18 protein-coding genes are annotated in these 19,548 nt (G+C 63.4%); 13 read left to right on the forward strand and 5 right to left on the reverse strand.

Going from position 1 to position 19,548, the window contains the following annotated elements; all coding sequences use genetic code 11:
• Positions 1–23 precede the first annotated feature (23 nt).
• From ACWHXP_RS03020 to ACWHXP_RS03035, 4 genes are read right to left on the reverse strand one after another with little or no spacing between them, the layout of a single operon-like run.
• Positions 24–1,430: an FAD-binding oxidoreductase gene (locus ACWHXP_RS03020; protein WP_489634535.1), complete on the reverse strand. Its 1,407-nt coding sequence runs from the start codon at positions 1,428–1,430 to the stop codon at positions 24–26.
• 59 nt (positions 1,431–1,489) lie between these two features.
• Complete coding sequence (locus ACWHXP_RS03025; RefSeq protein ID WP_489623439.1) at positions 1,490–1,882, reverse strand: DUF2069 domain-containing protein; 393 nt, start codon at positions 1,880–1,882, stop codon at positions 1,490–1,492.
• A complete protein-coding gene (gene wrbA, locus ACWHXP_RS03030; protein WP_489634534.1) occupies positions 1,879–2,520 on the reverse strand; it encodes an NAD(P)H:quinone oxidoreductase in 642 nt (213 codons plus the stop codon). Before wrbA ends, ACWHXP_RS03025 begins: the two co-directional genes overlap by 4 nt.
• 8 nt (positions 2,521–2,528) lie before the next feature.
• Positions 2,529–2,747 (reverse strand): hypothetical protein, encoded by a 219-nt coding sequence (locus ACWHXP_RS03035; RefSeq protein WP_134222974.1) that lies wholly within the window; start codon positions 2,745–2,747, stop codon positions 2,529–2,531.
• A 64-nt stretch (positions 2,748–2,811) separates the two neighbouring features.
• Here ACWHXP_RS03035 and ACWHXP_RS03040 point away from each other — a divergent pair, with 64 nt between their 5' ends.
• Complete coding sequence (locus tag ACWHXP_RS03040) at positions 2,812–4,164, forward strand: YihY family inner membrane protein (RefSeq protein WP_245202196.1); 1,353 nt, start codon at positions 2,812–2,814, stop codon at positions 4,162–4,164.
• Positions 4,165–4,216: 52 nt separating this feature from the next.
• Here the strand turns inward: ACWHXP_RS03040 and ACWHXP_RS03045 are convergent, their stop codons facing one another.
• Entirely contained in the window at positions 4,217–4,537 is a 321-nt protein-coding gene (locus tag ACWHXP_RS03045; protein ID WP_034338162.1) for an Mpo1-like protein, read from the reverse strand.
• Between the two features lie 314 nt (positions 4,538–4,851).
• Here ACWHXP_RS03045 and ACWHXP_RS03050 point away from each other — a divergent pair, with 314 nt between their 5' ends.
• From ACWHXP_RS03050 to ACWHXP_RS03105, 12 genes are all read left to right on the forward strand, one after another.
• On the forward strand, positions 4,852–5,313 hold the full coding sequence (locus ACWHXP_RS03050) for a CBS domain-containing protein (protein ID WP_121045023.1): 462 nt from the start codon (positions 4,852–4,854) through the stop codon (positions 5,311–5,313).
• 175 nt (positions 5,314–5,488) lie between these two features.
• On the forward strand, positions 5,489–7,378 hold the full coding sequence (locus tag ACWHXP_RS03055; RefSeq protein WP_209584086.1) for an MFS transporter: 1,890 nt from the start codon (positions 5,489–5,491) through the stop codon (positions 7,376–7,378).
• Positions 7,379–7,475: 97 nt separating this feature from the next.
• Positions 7,476–8,564 carry a chorismate synthase gene (gene aroC, locus ACWHXP_RS03060; RefSeq protein ID WP_209534444.1) on the forward strand — a complete coding sequence of 363 codons (1,089 nt, stop codon included), beginning with the start codon at positions 7,476–7,478 and terminating at the stop codon, positions 8,562–8,564.
• A gap of 175 nt (positions 8,565–8,739) precedes the next feature.
• Positions 8,740–9,561, forward strand: a complete 822-nt coding sequence (locus tag ACWHXP_RS03065; RefSeq protein ID WP_205703693.1) for a M48 family metallopeptidase — start codon at positions 8,740–8,742, stop codon at positions 9,559–9,561.
• A gap of 233 nt (positions 9,562–9,794) precedes the next feature.
• The gene (leuC, locus tag ACWHXP_RS03070; RefSeq protein WP_034333111.1) at positions 9,795–11,195 is read left to right on the forward strand and encodes a 3-isopropylmalate dehydratase large subunit; all 1,401 of its coding nucleotides are present in this window, start codon (positions 9,795–9,797) and stop codon (positions 11,193–11,195) included.
• Positions 11,196–11,231: 36 nt separating this feature from the next.
• Positions 11,232–11,363 carry an entericidin A/B family lipoprotein gene (locus tag ACWHXP_RS03075; RefSeq protein WP_489634533.1) on the forward strand — a complete coding sequence of 44 codons (132 nt, stop codon included), beginning with the start codon at positions 11,232–11,234 and terminating at the stop codon, positions 11,361–11,363.
• Between the two features lie 127 nt (positions 11,364–11,490).
• Positions 11,491–12,138, forward strand: coding sequence for a 3-isopropylmalate dehydratase small subunit (gene leuD / locus ACWHXP_RS03080; RefSeq protein ID WP_034333116.1), 648 nt, complete (start codon positions 11,491–11,493; stop codon positions 12,136–12,138).
• Positions 12,139–12,254: 116 nt separating this feature from the next.
• Entirely contained in the window at positions 12,255–13,325 is a 1,071-nt protein-coding gene (gene leuB, locus ACWHXP_RS03085) for a 3-isopropylmalate dehydrogenase (protein ID WP_017452965.1), read from the forward strand.
• A gap of 121 nt (positions 13,326–13,446) precedes the next feature.
• Positions 13,447–14,559 (forward strand): aspartate-semialdehyde dehydrogenase, encoded by a 1,113-nt coding sequence (gene asd, locus ACWHXP_RS03090; protein ID WP_039784953.1) that lies wholly within the window; start codon positions 13,447–13,449, stop codon positions 14,557–14,559.
• A gap of 499 nt (positions 14,560–15,058) precedes the next feature.
• On the forward strand, positions 15,059–17,737 hold the full coding sequence (locus tag ACWHXP_RS03095) for a motility hub landmark protein FimV (RefSeq protein WP_489634532.1): 2,679 nt from the start codon (positions 15,059–15,061) through the stop codon (positions 17,735–17,737).
• A gap of 163 nt (positions 17,738–17,900) precedes the next feature.
• Positions 17,901–18,809 (forward strand): tRNA pseudouridine synthase A, encoded by a 909-nt coding sequence (locus ACWHXP_RS03100; protein WP_489634531.1) that lies wholly within the window; start codon positions 17,901–17,903, stop codon positions 18,807–18,809.
• 50 nt (positions 18,810–18,859) lie between these two features.
• Positions 18,860–19,528 carry a phosphoribosylanthranilate isomerase gene (locus tag ACWHXP_RS03105; protein ID WP_134222967.1) on the forward strand — a complete coding sequence of 223 codons (669 nt, stop codon included), beginning with the start codon at positions 18,860–18,862 and terminating at the stop codon, positions 19,526–19,528.
• Positions 19,529–19,548 lie beyond the last annotated feature (20 nt).

The raw sequence follows: 19,548 nt of genomic DNA on the forward strand, positions 1-19,548 counted from the left end.
TTGATACCTGCTTCAAAGTGGCGTCACAGCACCTTGCCCGGATTCATCAATTGCTGCGGATCCAGCGCCTGCTTGATGGCGCGCATCAGACGCAGTTCCACCGGTGACTTGTAGCGCAGGATCTCTTCGCGCTTCAGCGCTCCCAATCCATGCTCGGCCGAGATCGAGCCGCCGAAGCGGTCGACGCTGTCGTGGACCACGTGGTTGATGTCGCCCTGGCGCGCCAGGAAATCGGCATCGGGCACGCCCACCGGCGGCGAGACGTTGTAGTGCAGGTTGCCATCGCCCAGGTGGCCGAAACTGACCATGCGGCAACCCGGTGCGGCCTGCTGCACCAGGGTATCGGTCGCTTCCATGAATTCGGCGATGCGCGAGATCGGCACCGAGATGTCGTGCTTGATGTTCTTGCCCTCGTGCGCCTGTGCCATCGAGATGCTTTCACGCAGTCGCCACAAGGCCCTGGACTGGGCCAGCGAGGCGGCGATCACGGCATCGTCCACCAAACCCTGTTCAAGGGCCTCGCCAATCAGGGTTTCAAAAATCGCCCGGGCGTGGTCTTCGGATTCGTTGTCCGACAGTTCCAGCAGCACGTATTGCGGATGCGGCTGGCTGAAGGGCAGGCGTTGGTCGGGGAAGTGCTTGCAGACCAGCTGCAGGCAGAAGTGCGACATCAGCTCGAAACCGGTCAAGGCCGAACCACAGCGCGCTTGCGCCTGCTGCAGCAGTTGCAGCGCCTGCGCCGGGGATTGCAGCGCTACCAGTGCAGTCAGTTGCGCGCGCGGTTGCGGGAAGAGTTTCACTACCGCAGCGGTGATGATGCCCAGAGTACCTTCCGCGCCGATGAAAAGATCGCGCAGGTCGTAGCCGGTATTGTCCTTGCGCAAGCCCTTGAGGCTGCTCATGATCTCGCCCGCGGCCGTCACCACTTCCAGCCCCAGGCACAGCTCGCGCGTATTGCCATAGCGCAGCACGCCGGTGCCGCCGGCATTGGTGGAGAGATTGCCGCCGATGGTGCAGCTGCCTTCGGCCGCCAGCGACAGCGGGAACAGCCGTTCGACCGCCGCCGCCTGTTCCTGCAGATGCTGCAATACGCAGCCGGCTTCCACCGTCATCGTATTGTTGACCGGGTCCACCGCACGGATGTGGTTCAGGCGACGCAGCGAGAGCACCACGGCATTGCCCTGCTGGTCGGGCACGCTGCCCAGCACCAGGCCGGTGTTGCCCCCTTGCGGCACCAGCGGGATGCCATGGTGCGCGCACAGTTGCACCAGCGCCGCCACTTCGGCCGTATCAGCCGGGCGTAATACGGCCAGGGCACGGCCGGTGTAGCGGCCACGCTGGTCGGTCAGGTAGCCGGCGGTGTCGGCGGCTTCGGTGAGGACATAAGCAGCACCGATGGCGGTACGGCAGGCAGCGAGGAAGTCGGTCATGAAAGCGAAACGCGCCACGTGCAGTGGCGCGCCCTATCGATGTGGGGAAGCGGTGTGTATTACTGGGAGGCCTTCTGGATCGCCTGGCGGGCAATTTCCTTGGCGGCCTTCTTGAACGGGTGCAAATACGCCAGTGCACAGACGAAATACAGCGTGGTCAGTGCCACTTCGGCCCAGGCCAGCAGCACCGAAGCATGGACACTGTCGCTGGTGGCGCGCACCAGTCCTTCCGCCAGGTACACCAGGATCAGCATGGACGACCATTGCAGCGTGTAGACATCGCGCTTCAATACCCCGCGCAGCGGCAGCAGCAAAGGCACGACCTTGAGCACCATCCACGAACCGCCCGGTCGCAGCGGGGCCAGCACCAGTTCCCACGCCAGACAGAGCAGGATCAGGGCGATCAGGCTGGAACTGGCTCCGAGGTGGAAGTAGCGCGCACTGCTGTTCATGATAGTCTCCGTAATTTGATGGCGTTTTCTGCCAGCCGTTTGCCCAGCGCGATGGCCAGGGTGCGCGAGTCGTCCGACAGCGGCTGATTGCCGTTGACGCCCGCCCAGTGGCTGGCACCGTAAGGTGTGCCGCCGCTGGAAGTATTCATCAGCTCGGGATGCGAATAGGGCAGGCCGACAATCAGCATGCCATGGTGCAGCAGGGGCAGCATCATGCTCAACAGCGTCGATTCCTGGCCGCCATGCAGGCTGCCGGTGGAGGTGAAGACGCAGGCCGGCTTGCCCGCCAGTACGCCGGAGAGCCACTGCGGCGAGGTGCCATCCCAGAAATACTTCATGGCCGCTGCCATGTTGCCGAAACGCGTGGGCGAACCCAGGGCCAGGCCATCGCATTCCGCCAGGTCGCTGGCCTCCACGTAGGGCGCGCCGGAGCTTGGCACGTCCGGTTCCACCGCTTCGGTGACGGTGGAAACCGCCGGCACGGTGCGCAGGCGGGCATCGCAGCCGGGCACGCTTTCCACGCCCTGGGCGATCAGCTCGGCCAGCTTGCGGGTGGCACCATGGCGCGAATAGTAGAGCACCAGGATGGTGGCGTTGGAGGAGGTCTGCACGGAAGTAGCGGTCGAAGAGGTCATCATGTGACTTATTATATTTCCGTTTTTTTGCTCCCAGACAGCAGGAAAAGCCTGAGTGTCCCCGCTTTTTCTTCATCTGCACCATGAGGAAGCAGAAACTTTGGGCCTGCTTTGCCTTTTTGCGGGATTTTGCTGCCCGCTTGGGCGATAATCGCCAAACTTGTCGTCTGGCCGGCAGCAAGCCTGCGCGCCGTCATGCGGCCTGATTCAACCCCGATGGGGCGGCGCATCTGCGGGTGCGGCGTCTCCGATGAAGTCGAACGGATGTCTTCTTTGCGTTTTTCCTTGTCCCGTATGCGTGGTCTGACCCGTGAGCAGTTCAGCGACCTGTTGCGCTTCGCCGGCCGGCGGCTGCGCGAAGATCGCCTGCCGCAAGTGGCCGGCAGCCTGACCTTCACCACCATCCTGTCGCTGGTGCCGATGCTGACCATCGCGCTGGCACTGTTTACGGCCTTCCCGCTGTTCTCGACCTTCCGCGCCTCGTTGGAAGCCTATTTCGTCGAGAACCTCATGCCCAAGGGCGTGGCCAACACCATCCTTGGCTACCTCAACCAGTTCGCCGCCAAATCGGCGCGCATCTCGGCCGTGGGCGGGGTGTTGCTGATCCTGACCTCGGTGCTGACCATGTCCACCATCGAGAGCGTGTTCAACCAGATCTGGCGCGTCAAGAAGTCGCGCCCGCTGGTGCAGCGGGTGCTGGTGTACTGGGCCATCATCACGCTGGGGCCGCTGCTGATCGGGGTCTCCATCAGCGTGACCTCGTATCTGTCGACCGCCACCGGCGGCGCGGTCAAGAGCCTGCCGTGGCTGGGCGCGAGCTTCTATACGCTGGTCTCGCTGATGCTCTCCACGCTGGCCTATACGCTGCTCTACAGCACCGTGCCCAACCAGACCGTGGACTGGCGCGATGCGGCCGCCGGCGGCCTGCTGGCCGGTATCGGGCTGGAAATCGCCAAGCGGCTCTTCGCCGCCTACATCCTGCAGTTCCCGACCTACACCATGGTCTATGGCACGGTGGCGGTGCTGCCGATCTTCCTGGTGTGGATCTACATGATGTGGATGATCACGCTCTTCGGGGCGCTGCTGACGGCGGCGCTGCCGGTGGTGCGCTATGAACGCTGGTGGCATGTCCCCTCGCCGGGCGCGGAATTCATCGATGCGGTCAAGGTCCTGAAATTCCTGCACGCGGCGCGCGTGGGGGTGGAGTCGGCCGTGGTCAGCATGGAGGAGGTGCGGCGCGCCACCCGGCTGGGCCTGGGCGAATTGCAGCAACTGCTGGCGCGCATGAGCGAAGAGGGTTGGGTGGCCTCGGTCAAGCCGGAGTCGGGCAGCCGCAGCCGTCGCGGCTGGAACCGCCGCATTACCGATGACATGGATCGCTGGACCCTGGTGGCCAATCCCAGCACCATCCAGCTGGCGCGGGTGTATCGCCTGTTCGTGTTCGATCCTGCCGTACTGGCCCAGGCCGGAGAGGAAGAAGCGCTGGTGGCGCGGGTGGAAGATGCCATCAACGCCGAGCTGGCGCAGTCGCTGGAGCAGTATTGTCAGGCCGGGCGGGTGGCCGAGGAAGAAGTCGCCGCCACCGTGGCCGCCATGCCCCACGCTGCGGTGCCGCTGGAGGCGCGCCGGCGTCTGTGGGAGCGCTGACCCGACGCCAAGGCGCCCGGATCAGCCCTTGTCGGCCCTTTTATGAAGGTTTCTAAAAGGACACCTGCCCGGTGAGCATTTGCCAGTACATCACCCAATCGCCCATGAAGGAATAGAACGGATGACGGAAGGTGGCCGGCTGGTTCTTCTCCACCATGAAATGCCCGACCCAGGCAAAACCGTAGCCGCAGAACAGCGCCACCGCCAGCCACCACCACTGGTGCGTGATCAGCAGCAGCAACAGGCTCAACAGCGCCAGCGTCGACCCCAGGAAATGCAGTTGCCGGTTGACCCGGTGCGCATGCTCGCTGAGGTAGGTCGGATAGAACTCGCTGAAACTGGCGTAATGGCGTTCGGGCAGGGTAGCGGCCATGGTCTTCTCCGAAGAGTCCTGACCCTTTCAGAGTAGTCAGCGCCGCGCCCGTTTGCAATCCTTGTGCTGAAGCAAGCTTCAGCTGTAAAACTTAAATTCTGCAGGGAAATACTGCGCAGCAGCGTCTTTGCGGGTTGCCCAAATGTCGCCCTTGCCCGTACCATGTGATTTCCAGCGCGCCAGGAGGGCGTGGAGGAGGCGTCCGCTGCGGTTGCGGGCAGGATCAGTTATCCTGTTGCCCCCATGAATTGGATTTTCCCGGCGTCATCGCCTACAGTCAAAACAGCTTCATATAACCAAACCAGGACGACATCATGAAAGTCTCTGAAATCCTCAAGGTCAAAGGCAACATCCTCTTCACCGTCACGCCGGAAACCCCGATTCAGGAGGCGGTCGCCGCCATGGCCGAGAAAGACATCGGCTCGCTGGTCGTGATGGAATACGGCGACCTGGTCGGCATGCTGACCTTCCGCGAAGTGCTGCTGACGCTGCACAAAAACGGCGGCGAGCTGGGCGGCTCGACCGTGCGCAAGCACATGAACGATGCGCCCATCACCGTCACCCCGGATACCGACCTGAACGAAGTGCGCCGCATCATGCTGGAAAAGCACGCGCGCTATGTGCCGGTGATGGAAGCCCGTACCGTGCTGGGCGTCATGTCCTTCTACGACGTGGCCAAGGCGGTGCTGGATGCGCAGGGCTTCGAGAACAAGATGCTCAAGGCCTACATCCGCGACTGGCCGGCCGAGGAAGAAGAGCGCGAAGGCAACAGCTGAACGCTCTGCGCTTTCGTTTGTTGTTGGCAGCCGCCTGCCCGGTGCAGGCGCTGCCGTCATGACCGTTCCTGCTGGAGCGGTTTTTTATTGCCCGTTACCCCTTGTCCCTTGGTATTGTTGCCAATCCTGACCCGCGCGGCGCAGACTGCGCGCTTCCTCCCTCACCTGATTGCCCATGCAAAAGAACAGCCAGTTCACGCTCTTCTCCCAACGGCGCTTCGCTCCCTTCTTCTGGACCCAGTTCCTGGGGGCCTTGAATGACAACGTGTTCAAGACGGCGCTGCTGACCATCCTCACCTATGACGCGCTGTCCTGGACGGACATGGATCCGGGCTTGCTCAACAACCTCATCCCGGGTTTGTTCATCCTGCCGTTCTTCCTGTTTTCGGCCACCTCCGGCCAGCTCTCCGACAAGCTGGAAAAGGGCCGGGTGGCACGCTTCGTCAAGCTGCTCGAAATCGCCATCATGTGCGTTGCCGCCTATGGCTGGATGACGCATCACCTGTGGCTGCTGATCGCCGCCGTGATCGGCATGGGTGTTCATTCGACCCTGTTCGGGCCGGTGAAATACGCCTACCTGCCGCAGCAGTTGAAGCGCGAGGAACTGGTCGGGGGCAATGGCCTGATCGAAATGGGCACCTTCGTCGGCATCCTGCTGGGTGAAATCCTGGGTGCGGTGCTGGTCGTGCACAAGCCCTGGGGCCTGCACCTGGTGGCCGGGATCACCATCGGTATCGCCGTGCTGGGCTGGCTGGCCAGCCTGCGCATTCCGCTTTCGCCGGCCCCTGTGCCGGACCTGAAGGTGAACTGGAATCCCTTCACCGAGACCGTGCGCAACCTCGGTTATTCGCGCCGCAACCGGCCAGTGTTCCTGTCGCTGCTGGGCAATTCCTGGTTCTGGTTTTACGGGGCCATCATGCTGGCGCAATTCCCCGTCTATGCGAAGAACTACCTGCATGGCGACCACAGCGTCTTCGTGCTGCTGCTGGCGGTGTTCTCGGTCGGCATCGGTGCCGGTTCGCTGCTGTGCGAGCGGCTTTCCGGGCACAAGGTGGAAATCGGGCTGGTGCCTTTCGGCTCCATCGGTTTGTCGGTGTTCGGACTGGAGCTGTATTTCGCCAGCCAGGCCTATGTCACGCCGTCGGCCATGCTGGACCTGGGCGGCTTCCTGGCGCAGGGCGGCAGTTGGCGCATCCTGTTCGATTGCCTGGGTATCGGCCTGTTTGGCGGCTTGTACATCGTGCCGTTGTTTGCGCTAATCCAGACCCGCTGCGACCCGGCCCACGTCTCCCGCACCATCGCCGGGATGAACATCATGAATGCGCTGTTCATGGTGGTCTCGGCCGTGGTGGCGATGGTGTTGCTCAAGGCCGGGCTGACGATCCCGCAGATCTTCCTGGCCACGGCCATCATGAACGGCGTGGTGGCGGTCTACATCTTCTCGCTGGTGCCGGAATTCCTGATCCGCTTCCTGGCCTGGATCCTCATCCACACCTTTTATCGGGTGCGCATCATCAACGGCCAGGCCATTCCTGATGAAGGACCGGCCGTGCTGGTGTGCAATCACGTGAGCTATGTCGACGCGATTGCCATCATGGCCGCCAGCCCGCGCCCGGTGCGTTTCGTGATGGATCACCAGATATTCAAGATTCCGGTGATGTCCTGGCTGTTCCGCAATGTGCGCGCCATTCCGATCGCACCGGTCAAGGAGGATCCCTGGCTGACCGAAAAGGCCTTCGTCGATATCGCCCAGGCCTTGCACGAGGGTGAACTGGTGTGCATCTTCCCGGAAGGCAAGCTGACCCGCGATGGCGAATTGAATCCCTTCAAGGGCGGCGTGCAGAAGATCATTGACCGCAGCCCGGTACCGGTCCTTCCCATGGCCTTGCGCGGGCTGTGGGGCAGCTTGTTTTCGCGCGACCCCAGCAATCCGGTGGCACGCACCTTCAAGCGCGGGCTGTTCTCGCGGCTGGAGCTGGCGGTCGGTGAGCCGATTGCGCCCGACGCCGTGAGCCCGGAAGGGCTGCAGGAGCAGGTCCGGGCGCTGCGCGGCGACTGGAAATAAGCCTGCCTGAGGGGGAGCCTGCCGCCTGGTGCGGCTCGTCGGCATCGGCCGAGGCTGGTAGAATCGCGGCTTCCCCTATTTTTGCGCGAATTCCATCATGTCCGGCAATACTTTCGGCACGCTCTTCACCGTCACCACCTTCGGCGAATCCCACGGCCCGGCCATCGGCTGCGTGATCGATGGCTGCCCCCCGGGCATGACGCTGTCCGAAGCCGACATCCAGCCCGAACTGGACCGCCGCCGTCCCGGCACCTCGCGCCACGTGACCCAGCGCCAGGAGCCGGATACGGTGGAGATCCTCTCCGGCGTCTATGAAGGCAAGACCACCGGCACGCCGATTGCGCTCTTGATCCGCAACCAGGACCAGCGCAGCAAGGATTACGGCAACATCCTCGATACCTTCCGTCCCGGCCATGCCGACTACACCTACTGGCACAAGTACGGCATCCGCGATCCGCGCGGCGGCGGCCGTTCCTCGGCGCGCCTGACCGCCCCGGTAGTGGGCGCGGCGGCCATCGCCAAGAAGTGGCTGTTCGAGAAATACGGCACCACCTTCAAGGGCTGCATGAGCCAGCTGGGCGAGATCGCGATTCCCTTCGAATCCTGGGAGCACGTGCCCAACAACCCCTTCTTCGCCGCCAACGCCAGCATCATCGAACGCCTGGAAGACTACATGGATGGCCTGCGCAAGGAGGGCGATTCCATCGGCGCGCGCATCGACGTGGTGGCGCAGAACGTGCCGGTGGGTTTGGGCGAACCACTGTATGACAAGCTCGATGCCGAGATCGCCTACGCGCTCATGGGCATCAATGCGGTCAAGGGCGTGGAGATCGGCGCCGGTTTCGCTGCGGTGGCGCAGAAGGGTTCCGAGCACGGCGATGCGCTGACCCCGGAAGGTTTCGTCGGCAACAACGCCGGCGGCATCCTGGGCGGCATCTCGACCGGGCAGGACATCACCGCCTCGATTGCCATCAAGCCGACCTCCAGCATCCGCACGCCGCGCCCGTCCATCGACAAGAACGGCGAGCCAATCTCGGTGGAAACCTTCGGCCGCCACGATCCCTGCGTGGGCATTCGCGCGACTCCCATTGCCGAAGCCATGCTGGCCCTTGTGCTGATGGATCACGCCCTGCGTCATCGCGCACAATGCGGCGATGTGAAGGTTGAGACGCCGGCCCTGCGCTGAGCGGCCGGAAAGTCCTGCCAGGAAGCCGGCCATCGCACATGCGGTCGCCGGTTTTTTCTTGTCTGAAACAATTTGCAAAGAGCCGGGTCGAAGCGGCTCACGGCTGACTGACGGCAACACGCACGCCAGCAGACCGGGACCCGAGATCAATATCAATTACTCAATGGAGGCGGGCATGGTGCTTAAACCTATCATCAAGAACAGTCTGCTGGCTGCAGCCCTGGTGGGGCTGGTGGCTTGCGAAACCGTACAAACCACGCAGGGCGGTGCCGTCGGCATCGATCGCAAGCAGCAGATGCTGGTGTCCTCGGCCGAGATGGAAGCCTCCTCGGCCAAGGAATACGCCCAGGTACTGGCCGAAGCCAAGAGCAAGGGCCTGCTCAACCGCAATGCCGCCCAGGCGCAGCGCGTGCGTACCATCGCCAACCGCCTGATCCCGCAGACCGGCGTGTTCCGCCCGGATGCGCTGAAGTGGAACTGGGAGGTCAACGTGCTGACCTCGGATGAGACCAATGCCTGGTGCATGCCGGGCGGCAAGATCGCGGTCTATACCGGCCTGATCGACAAGCTCAAGATCACCGACGACGAACTGGCGGCCGTGATGGGTCACGAGATCGCCCACGCCCTGCGCGAGCATGCCCGCGAGCGCGCTTCGCAGCAGGTGGTGGCCAATTCCGCCATTTCCATCGGTGCCGCCCTGCTGGGCCTGGGCGATGTCGGCAAGCAGGGCGGCCAATACCTGTACATGGGCCTGATGGGCTTGCCCAATTCGCGCGCCAACGAAACCGAAGCCGATCGCATCGGCGTGGAACTGGCCGCGCGCGGCGGCTATGACCCCAAGGCCGCCGTCACGCTGTGGCAGAAGATGGCCAGCCTGGGCGGCGATGAGCCGATGAAGTTCATGTCCACCCACCCCTCCAGCAGCGAGCGCATCGCCGACCTGACGGTCTACGCCCAGCGTGTGGAACCGCTGTACCAGCAGACCCGCAAGCGCTGATCCCGGCGTTTTCGGGAAAGACCGAACCGGCATCGCTTCCTGCACGGAAGAAATGCCGGTTTTTTCATGTCTGCCGCAAGTTCTGCGCTTTTTCTGCTGCCTTGCAGCATTATTCCCTGTTGCTGCGACGCGGCGGAAAACACGGCAGGGAGGTCAGACCTGTCGCTTTATGGCATAATCAAACGCTATTTTTCCCGTTCAGCATCCCTTTCTCGTTTCCGCCGGACCGCAACATGCTCAAGACGCTTTACGACAAACTCTGGGAGTCGCACGTCGTTCATACGGAAGATGACGGTACCGCCATCCTGTATATCGACCGCCACCTGCTCCATGAAGTGACCAGCCCGCAAGCCTTCGAAGGCCTCAAGCTAGCCGGTCGCCAACCCTGGCGGAACTCGGCCAACCTGATGGTGGCGGACCACAACGTCCCCACCACTGACCGCGCCCAAGGCATCGCCGACCCGATCTCGCGCCTGCAGGTCGAAACGCTGGATGGCAATGCAAAAGAATTCAGCCTGACGTATTTCGGCATGAACGACAAGCGTCAAGGCATCGTGCACGTGATCGGCCCTGAGCAAGGTGCCACGCTGCCGGGCATGACGGTGGTCTGCGGCGACTCGCACACCTCCACCCACGGCGCGTTCGCCGCGCTGGCCCATGGTATCGGCACCTCCGAAGTCGAACACGTGCTGGCCACGCAGACTTTGCTGGCGCGCAAGTCCAAGGCCATGCTGGTGCAGGTCGACGGCGCGCTGCCGGCCGGCGTCACCGCCAAGGACATCGTGCTGGCCGTGATCGGCAAGATCGGTACCGCAGGCGGTACCGGCTACGCCATCGAATTCGCCGGGTCGACCATCCGTTCGCTGTCCATGGAAGGCCGCATGACGGTCTGCAACATGGCCATCGAAGCGGGTGCCCGTGCCGGCATGGTGGCCTTCGACGACACCACTCTGGAATACCTGAAGGGCCGTCCCTTCTCGCCCTCCGGCCCGCACTGGGAGCGCGCCGTGTCGTACTGGCGCACCCTGCATTCGGACCAGGGCGCCAAGTTCGACTTGGTCGTCACGCTCAACGCCGCCGAGATCAAGCCGCAAGTCACCTGGGGCACCTCGCCCGAGATGGTGGTGGCAGTCGACGCCCGCGTTCCCGATCCCGACAAGGAAAAGGACCCGACCAAGCGCGACGGCATGGAAAAGGCCTTGGCCTACATGGCCCTGAAGCCCAACACCCCCATTGAAGACATCCGCATCGACAAGGTCTTCATCGGTTCCTGTACCAATTCCCGCATCGAAGACCTGCGCGAAGCGGCCAAGGTGGTGCGTGGCAAGTTCCGCGCCTCCAACGTCAAGCTGGCGATGGTGGTGCCGGGTTCGGGCCTGGTGAAGGAACAGGCAGAACGTGAAGGTCTTGACAAGATCTTCCGCGATGCCGGCTTCGAATGGCGTGAACCGGGCTGCTCTATGTGCCTGGCCATGAATGCCGACCGCCTGGAACCGGGCGAGCGCTGCGCCTCGACCTCGAACCGCAATTTCGAAGGACGCCAGGGCGCCGGTGGCCGTACTCACCTGGTGAGCCCGGCCATGGCCGCGGCGGCTGGCATTGCCGGTCACTTCGTGGACGTGCGTTCTCTGTAAGCACGGGCTTGTGAATCTTTTCGAGAGAATACAACCATGAAAAATATCTCCGCTCTGGTTCTGCTGGCCGTCGCCCTGGGGGCGCTGGCTGGTTGCAATACCGTCAACGGATTTGGCAAGGATGTCGAAAAGGTCGGCGAGAAGATGCAGGACGCCAGCAAGAAATAAGCAGAAAAACGCAGGATCAGACAGTGCAAGGCTGCGGCCAGCGTGCCGCAGCTTCAGTTTTTGAACAGGAAACAGGAAGGGCAGGGCAGAGCAATCAGCATCGCCCCGCCGACCCGAGGTCAAGCTCATGAATAAATTTATCGTGCATGAAGGACTGGTGGCGCCGCTGGATCGCGCCAACGTCGATACCGATGCGATCATCCCCAAGCAATTCCTGAAGTCGATCAAGCGCAGCGGCTTCGGCCCCAACCTGTTCGACGAATGGCGTTACCTGGACCATGGCGAGCCGGGCATGGACAACAGCAAGCGTCCGCTCAATCCCGATTTCGTGCTCAACCAGGAGCGTTATCAGGGTTCGTCCATCCTGTTGTCGCGCAAGAACTTCGGCTGCGGCTCCTCGCGCGAACATGCGCCCTGGGCGCTGGACCAGTACGGCTTCCGCGCCGTGATCGCGCCCAGCTTTGCCGACATCTTCTTCAACAACTGCTACAAGAACGGCCTGCTGCCCATCGTCCTGACCGAACAACAGGTCGATCACCTGTTCAATGAAGTCAAGGCCTTCCCGGGTTATCGCCTGGTCATCGACCTGGAAAAACAGGTCGTCAGCACCACCAATGGCAGCGAAGTCTATCCGTTCGACATCAGCGAATTCCGCAAGTACTGCCTGCTGAACGGTTTCGATGACATTGGCCTGACCCTACGCAAAGCCGACACCATTCGTGCCTACGAAGAGAAACACCTGCACGAACAGCCCTGGCTGAGCAACACGATCTGAAGAGGATCGTCGAGACAACAGCAAAGGGCGGTCAGATGGCCGCCCTTGTCGTTACTGTCGTTACTTATTCCAAGAACGTCTTCCAGCACGGCTGGAAACACTGAGAAAGAGAAACCATGAAGATTGCTATCCTGCCGGGTGACGGCATCGGTCCCGAGATCGTCGACGAAGCCGTCCGCGTGCTCAATGCCCTGGACGAGAAGTTCGAGATGGAAACCGCCCCCGTCGGCGGCGCTGGCTATGAAGCGCACGGCCATCCGCTGCCGGACGGCACCCTGAAGCTGGCCAAGGAAGCCGACGCCATTCTCTTCGGTGCGGTGGGCGACTGGAAGTACGACAAGCTGGAACGCGCCCTGCGCCCCGAGCAAGCCATCCTTGGCCTGCGCAAGCACCTGCAGCTGTTCGCCAACTTCCGTCCGGCGATCTGCTATCCGGAACTGACCGGTGCTTCTTCCCTGAAGCCCGAGCTGGTGGCCAACCTGGACATCCTGATCGTGCGCGAACTGAACGGCGACATCTATTTCGGCCAGCCGCGCGGCATGCGCGAAGCGCCGGACGGTCCGTTCAAGGGCGCACGTGAAGGTTTTGATACCATGCGCTATTCGGAACCGGAAATCCGCCGCATCGCCCACGTCGCCTTCCAAGCCGCCGCCAAGCGCGGCAAGCGCCTGTGCAGCGTGGACAAGGCCAACGTGCTGGAAACCTTCCAGTTCTGGAAAGACATCGTCACCGAAGTCGGCAAGGAATACCCGGACGTCGAGCTGTCGCACATGTACGTGGACAACGCCGCCATGCAGCTGGTGAAGGCACCGAAGAACTTCGACGTCATCGTCACCGGCAACATGTTCGGCGACATCCTCTCGGACGCCGCCGCCATGCTGACCGGTTCGATCGGCATGCTGCCCTCGGCCTCGCTGGATGCCAACAACAAGGGCCTGTACGAACCTTCACACGGCTCGGCCCCGGACATCGCTGGCAAGGGCATCGCCAATCCGCTGGCGACCATCCTGTCGGCAGCGATGATGCTGCGCTTCTCCTTGAACCGTGCCGAGCAGGCCGACCGCATCGAGAACGCCGTGAAGAAAGTGCTTGCGCAAGGTCTGCGCACCGCCGATATTTATGAAGAAGGCTGCACCAAGGTCAACACCCAGCAGATGGGTGAAGCCGTGGTCAAGGCCCTCGCCTGAGATCAACGTCGTCTGGCCGCGCCCCAACCGGTGCGGCCAGATGCTTGAAATGCCGGATGGTCCGGCGCAAATGTGTTCAATCTGATTTGTTCACCATGGAAGTTCTAAATAGGGAAAGATGATGAAACTGGTTGGTTTGGTTGGCTGGCGTGGAATGGTGGGTTCGGTCCTGATGCAACGCATGCAGGATGAAGGTGATTTCGATCACATCGAACCGGTGTTTTTCTCGACTTCGAATGCGGGCGGCAAGGCGCCGTCGTTTGCCAAAACGGCAACGACCCTGAAAGACGCCAACAGCATTGAAGAACTGAAGAAATGCGACATCATCATCACCGCACAGGGCGGCGACTACACCAATGAGATCTTCCCCAAGCTGCGCGCCGCTGGCTGGGATGGCTACTGGATCGACGCCGCTTCCTCGCTGCGCATGAAGGATGATGCCGTGATCGTGCTGGATCCGGTCAACAACAACGTCATCAAGGATGCGCTGGCCAAGGGTGTGAAGAACTACATCGGCGGCAACTGCACCAACTCCATCCTGCTGATGGGCGTGGGCGGCCTGTTCAAGGAAGGCCTGGTCGAGTGGGTCAGTTCCATGACCTACCAGGCCGCTTCCGGCGGCGGCGCCAACCACATGCGCGAGCTGTTGAAGGGCATGGGCGTCATCAACGCGGCGGTGGCCGATGAGCTGGCAACCCCGTCTTCGGCCATCCTGGACATCGACCGCAAGGTTGCCAAGACCATCCGTGAAGACGTGCCGACCGAATTCTTCGGCGCGCCGCTGGCTGGCGGCCTGATCCCCTGGATCGACGCCCAGCTGGAAAACGGCCAGTCCAAGGAAGAGTGGAAGGGCCAGGCTGAAGTCAACAAGATCCTGGGCAACGAGCAGATCATCCCGGTGGACGGCCTGTGCGTGCGTATCGGCGCGATGCGCTGCCATAGCCTGGCGCTGACCATCAAGCTCAAGCGCGACCTGCCCCTGGCCGAGATCGAGTCCATCATCCGTGCCGGCAACCAGTGGGTGAAGTGGGTGCCCAATGACCGCGCCGTCACGGTCAAGGAACTGACCCCGGCGTCCATCACCGGCGGCCTGGAAATCGGCGTGGGCCGCGTGCGCAAGCTGAACCAGGGGCCGGAATACATCTCCGCCTTCGTCATCGGCGACCAGCTGCTGTGGGGCGCGGCCGAGCCGCTGCGCCGCATGCTGCGCATCATCCTGGGCAACCTGGAGTGATGTCGGCGGCCGGGATTCATCCCGGTCACTGCACCCGCTGCGTTGCTGCAATGCGAATAGGACTTGCCTTTCGCGTTGTCAGTCTGCAACAATAGCCCGCCAGCGTCCATGCGAGTGGATGCTGGCGGGTTTTTCTCATCTTGAGAAAGTAAGTACACTTGCGGGTGTAAGTTCTTGATGTTAATTTGAAAAGCCAATCCATTTCATGAAAGCCAACATGTGGCAGCGCCCCGGACGGACGCCTGCTGGATTTGATGAAATGGATCTGCTCCGTCCGCTGGCCTGCCAGAAAAGCCGTGACAACAGCAAGCCGGCACGGACAAGGAGTGGCGCAGGCCGGGTTGCAGGCCGCGCGGCATCTGCCCCATTCACGGAGTGGTACGGCATTCCCAGGCCAGCACCGGGTTGAACGCCAGCGTGACGGGTTTGAAGCGGAACGTTTCTCTAAGCCAAACAAAACATGCCTGTACATACCAACAAGAAGCTTCCCCTGTCCCAGATGAAGACACTCAGCGCTGCCATCGCGCTGGCCATGGCCTTGCCGCTGGGGGCGCAGGCCGCCGCTCTGGGCAAGCTGACCGTGCTCTCGTCGCTGGGCCAGCCGCTGCGTGCGGAGATCGAGGTCACCGCCGTCGGTGCCGACGAGGCCGGCAAGCTTACGGCGCGCCTGGCACCGGCGGAAGCCTTCCGCCGCGCCAACATGGACTACAACCCGGTGTTGAGTTCGCTGTCGATCGTGCTGGAGCAGCGGCAGGGACGTCATGTCATCCGCATCAGTTCGTCCCAGCCGGTCAGCGATCCCTTCGTCGACCTGTTGCTGGAACTGGGTTCGGGCGAAGCGCGGCAGTTGCGTGAATATACTTTTCTGCTCGATCCTCCGGACAGCAAGACCCCGCGCAACGCCCAGGTCGCGCCGCTGACACCGGGCAATGCCCAGGCCGCCACGGCGGCTGCGGCCGCGTCACCTGCAACACCGGCCGCCGCCCCTGCGCCGGCCCCTGCTGCAGCTCCTGCGGCGGCTGCCGAAGCGCCGGCAGCTGCGATGGCGGCACCTGCTGCGGCTGAACCCGCCGCAGCGCCTGCACCGGCTGCTGCGCCTGCCGCGGCTGCGCCCATGGCCAGTGCGGCGATCCCGGTCAGCGGTGAAGAGCCGGCCACCAGCATCGTGCAGCGTCCTGCTCCTTCGCCGCTGGCCGAAGAACTGATCCGCCGCCAGCAGGCCGCCCCCGAAAATACCCCGGCTTCGGCCAGCCCGGATGCCATGGCGACCGCGCCGGCCGCCGGTCCTGCCGCCTCCGGCAGCGTGGCCGCCCCCGCAACAGCCCCGGCCGCAGCCAGTGGCGGCAAGAGCGCCGATTATCGCGTCAAGCCCGGTGATACGCTGGGGAGCATCGCCAACCGCAACCAGCAGCCCAATGTCTCGCTGGATCAGATGCTGATTGCGCTGTACCGCGCCAATCCGGACGCATTCCAGGGCAACAACATCAACCGTCTGCGGGCGGGCAAGATCCTGTCGATCCCCGACCAGCCCACGGCTGCCGCCGTCGACCGCGACGAAGCGCGCGGCATGGTCGTTGCGCAGGCCCAGGACTTCAACGCCTACCGCAACAAGCTGGCAGGCCAGGTCGCCAATGCGCCGGCCGGCAAGGCGGGCAGCAATCGCCAGAGCGGCGGGGGCAAGATCACCGCGCGGGTAGAGGAGCGTTCCGGCACCCAGGATGCACGGGACCGCCTGGAGCTCTCGCGCGCCAACAAGGGCCGTGGCAAGACTGGCAACGCGGGCGCCGCTGCCGAGGACAAGGCCGCCAGCGAACGTGCGTTGGCCGAAGCCAATGACCGCGTCAAGGATCTGGAAAAGAACGTCGACAACCTCCAGAAACTGCTGGAGCTGAAGAACAAGACCATCGCCGACCTGACCGCGCAGCAGCAGAAGGAGGCGGAGGCCGCCAAACCGGCAGCTGAGGCAACGGCCGCGCCTGCCGCCGACAAGCCGGCCGAGGGTGGCGACACCAAGCCCGAGGACAAGCCGATGCCGGCCGCTGCGCCTGCCCCGGCTCCCGTTGCTGCGGCGGCTCCGGCGGACAAGTCCGCCAAGTCCGGTGGTTTCGTCGACAAGATCAAGGAAAATCCCTACATCGTGGCCGGTGCGGGCGTCCTGGTCGCGCTGCTGGCAGTCGGTGGCGGCGTGCTGGCCATGCGCCGCCGCAAGAAGAAATCCGAGGACGGACCGGCTGAACCTGCCATCGAGCCTGAGCCTGCGCCTTCACCTGAACCCGTGGCGGCGGTGGCTGCCGTCGCACCCGAGCCCGAGCCTGAATCTGAGCCCGCTCCGGTGGCCGAGCCTGAGCCCGCCGCCGAAGCGGTCGTGGCACCGGTGGTGGCGGCACCTGTCGAAGAGCCGCCGGTCGACCCGATCGCCGAGGCCGACATGTACATCGCCTATGGCCGCGACGAACAGGCCGAGGACATCCTCAAGCTGGCCCTGCAGACGCAGCCCGAGCGCCAGGCCCTGCACGCCAAGCTGCTGGAGATTTATGCCAAGCGCGGCGACGTGGACAATTTCAACCGCGTGGCGCTGAACCTGCATGCCCTTAGCGGTGGCCTCAACGAAGCTTGGGTCAAGGCAGCTGCGCTGGGCCTCACCATCGATCCGACCAATCCGCTGTATGGTGGCACGCCGGCCGAGCCGGAGCCTGAGCCGGAAGAAGCCGCGGGCATGGAATTCGACCTGTCCGACTTCAAGGCGGCCGAGGTACAGCCGGAAGCCACGCCGGCGCCGGCGGCCACCATGGACCTGGGCAAGGACATCGATTTCGACCTGGATCTGGAAAATGGCGCCAAGCCGGATGCCGACGAGCCCATCCTGCCGGCCTCCAGCGGCGCGGCCTCGGCCTCGATGCTGCTGGACAGCCTGGAGGATGCGCCGGCTGCCACGACCCTGGCCGACCTCGACCTGAGCCTGCCAGAAGACACCCCGGCCCCGTCGGCGGCCAACATCCTGGAAGAGGACGAGGAATCGGCCTTCGAGCAGGAAATGACCACCAAGCTGGACCTGGCCGCCGCCTATGAAGAAATCGGCGACAAGGACGGCGCCCGCGAATTGCTGGAAGAAGTGATGCGCGGCGGCAACGACGCCCAGGTGGCGCGCGCCAAGTCCATGATCGCCGCCCTGGGCTGATCCCGGCATCAGGAGCGATTACAATAGCTTCATCTCGCGGGCAGCTCGCATGAGCTGCCCGTTCGTTTTTTATCGTGCCGCCAGACCGTGGTGTGCGGGCTGTATGAAGCTTTCTGCAGGCTTGCGCAGGACCCCGGCCGCTTGCGGCAGGCAGTGAACATCCATGACAGAACTTTCTTCCCCGTCCGAGGGCCTGCGCCGTGTGGTGCTGGGCGTGCAATACGACGGCGCCAGCTGGCAGGGCTGGCAGACCCAGCCGCACCGCCAGACCGTGCAGGACCAGTTGGAAGCCGCCCTGCGACGCTTCAGCACGACCCCGATTGCGACCACCTGCGCCGGCCGCACCGATTCGGGCGTGCATGCGCTGGAGCAGGTCGTGCATTTCGACACGGCCATTGCCCGCGACAGCTTCTCCTGGGTACGTGGCACCAATGCGTTTTTGCCGCCCACGATTGCGGTGCGCTGGGCCTGCGAGCTGCCCTGGGTGGATGACGCGGCCATCGCCGGCGCCACTGCTGCGGCCCAGGCGGCCGAGTTGCACGGGGCCGAGCGGGAAGGGGCCGAGAGCATGGCCCAATTCGGTTTCCATGCGCGATTTTCGGCCATCGCCCGCACCTATCACTACGTGCTCTACAACCACGCGGTGCGCTCGCCGCTGCTGGCCGGCAAGGCTGGCTGGACTTTCCGCCCGCTGGACGCTGACCGCATGCACCGGGCCGCGCAATACCTGATCGGTGAACATGACTTCACCAGCTTCCGCGCCGTGGAGTGCCAGGCCAAGTCGCCGGTGCGCAAGATGGAAAGCATCGCCGTGCGCCGCCATGGCGACATGATCGTTTTCACCCTCAAGGCCAATGCCTTCCTGCACCACATGGTGCGCAACATCGTCGGTTCGCTGATCGTGGTCGGCAGCGGCAAGCACGGACCGGAATGGATGGGGGAGGTGCTGGCCCTGCGCGATCGCAGCCGCGCCGCACCGACTTTTATGCCAGACGGCCTGTACCTGGCGCGGGTCGACTATCCGGATAGCTGGGCGCTGCCGCAGGAGGCGCGGTCCTGGCCCTGGTTGTGAGGCTGTCAGCCGCCAGGCCCGTAGAAGTTTTCACCCATGAGGCAATCTCCATGAGCTTTCGTACCCGCATCAAGATCTGTGGCCTGACCCGTGAAGAAGATGTCCGCGCCACCGTGGCCGCCGGCGCCGATGCGCTGGGCCTGGTGTTCTATCCGAAGAGTCCGCGCTACGTGACGCCGCAGCGTGCCGGCGAGCTGGCCCGTGCGGTGCCGCCTTTCGTGAGCATCGTCGGGCTGTTCGTCAATCCGACCCTGGAAGAGGTGCAGCAGGTACTGGCCGAGGCGCCGCTCACGGTGCTGCAGTTCCACGGTGACGAGACGCCCGAGCAATGCGCTGCCATCGCCGAAGCTGTTGTCAGACCCTTCATGCGCGCGGCCAGAATAGGAAGTTCGACGCAGCCCGCGGATTTGTTAGAATACGAGCAGGCATATCGCTCTGCCAGTCCGTTTTTCACCGGACTGCTGCTCGACACCCTGGTCGAGGAGTATGGCGGCAGCGGAAAGGTTTTCGATTGGTCTCTCATTCCAAAAGAACTCGCGCCTCGGGCCGTTTTGAGTGGTGGCTTGAGCGTACACAACGTCACTGAGGCGGTGGCTGGCGTTCGCCCCTACGCGGTCGACATCAGCAGTGGCGTCGAAGCCGCCAAGGGCATCAAGGATGCCGCCAGGATAGAGGCCTTCATCCAGGCCGTGCGTCTGGCGGATGCTACCCCCGCGTAGCACACCTCCCAACGAGTTTC

It is taken from the genome of Herbaspirillum sp. Her2, from assembly GCF_057961375.1.

Coding starts and splice junctions, on each gene's coding strand:
- ACWHXP_RS03020 (WP_489634535.1), bottom strand. CDS start 1,430: ATGACCGACTTCCTCGCTGCCTGCCGTACCGCCATCGGTGCTGCTTAT.
- ACWHXP_RS03025 (WP_489623439.1), bottom strand. CDS start 1,882: ATGAACAGCAGTGCGCGCTACTTCCACCTCGGAGCCAGTTCCAGCCTG.
- wrbA (WP_489634534.1), bottom strand. CDS start 2,520: ATGATGACCTCTTCGACCGCTACTTCCGTGCAGACCTCCTCCAACGCC.
- ACWHXP_RS03035 (WP_134222974.1), bottom strand. CDS start 2,747: ATGCGCCGCCCCATCGGGGTTGAATCAGGCCGCATGACGGCGCGCAGG.
- ACWHXP_RS03040 (WP_245202196.1), top strand. CDS start 2,812: ATGCGTGGTCTGACCCGTGAGCAGTTCAGCGACCTGTTGCGCTTCGCC.
- ACWHXP_RS03045 (WP_034338162.1), bottom strand. CDS start 4,537: ATGGCCGCTACCCTGCCCGAACGCCATTACGCCAGTTTCAGCGAGTTC.
- ACWHXP_RS03050 (WP_121045023.1), top strand. CDS start 4,852: ATGAAAGTCTCTGAAATCCTCAAGGTCAAAGGCAACATCCTCTTCACC.
- ACWHXP_RS03055 (WP_209584086.1), top strand. CDS start 5,489: ATGCAAAAGAACAGCCAGTTCACGCTCTTCTCCCAACGGCGCTTCGCT.
- aroC (WP_209534444.1), top strand. CDS start 7,476: ATGTCCGGCAATACTTTCGGCACGCTCTTCACCGTCACCACCTTCGGC.
- ACWHXP_RS03065 (WP_205703693.1), top strand. CDS start 8,740: ATGGTGCTTAAACCTATCATCAAGAACAGTCTGCTGGCTGCAGCCCTG.
- leuC (WP_034333111.1), top strand. CDS start 9,795: ATGCTCAAGACGCTTTACGACAAACTCTGGGAGTCGCACGTCGTTCAT.
- ACWHXP_RS03075 (WP_489634533.1), top strand. CDS start 11,232: ATGAAAAATATCTCCGCTCTGGTTCTGCTGGCCGTCGCCCTGGGGGCG.
- leuD (WP_034333116.1), top strand. CDS start 11,491: ATGAATAAATTTATCGTGCATGAAGGACTGGTGGCGCCGCTGGATCGC.
- leuB (WP_017452965.1), top strand. CDS start 12,255: ATGAAGATTGCTATCCTGCCGGGTGACGGCATCGGTCCCGAGATCGTC.
- asd (WP_039784953.1), top strand. CDS start 13,447: ATGAAACTGGTTGGTTTGGTTGGCTGGCGTGGAATGGTGGGTTCGGTC.
- ACWHXP_RS03095 (WP_489634532.1), top strand. CDS start 15,059: ATGAAGACACTCAGCGCTGCCATCGCGCTGGCCATGGCCTTGCCGCTG.
- ACWHXP_RS03100 (WP_489634531.1), top strand. CDS start 17,901: ATGACAGAACTTTCTTCCCCGTCCGAGGGCCTGCGCCGTGTGGTGCTG.
- ACWHXP_RS03105 (WP_134222967.1), top strand. CDS start 18,860: ATGAGCTTTCGTACCCGCATCAAGATCTGTGGCCTGACCCGTGAAGAA.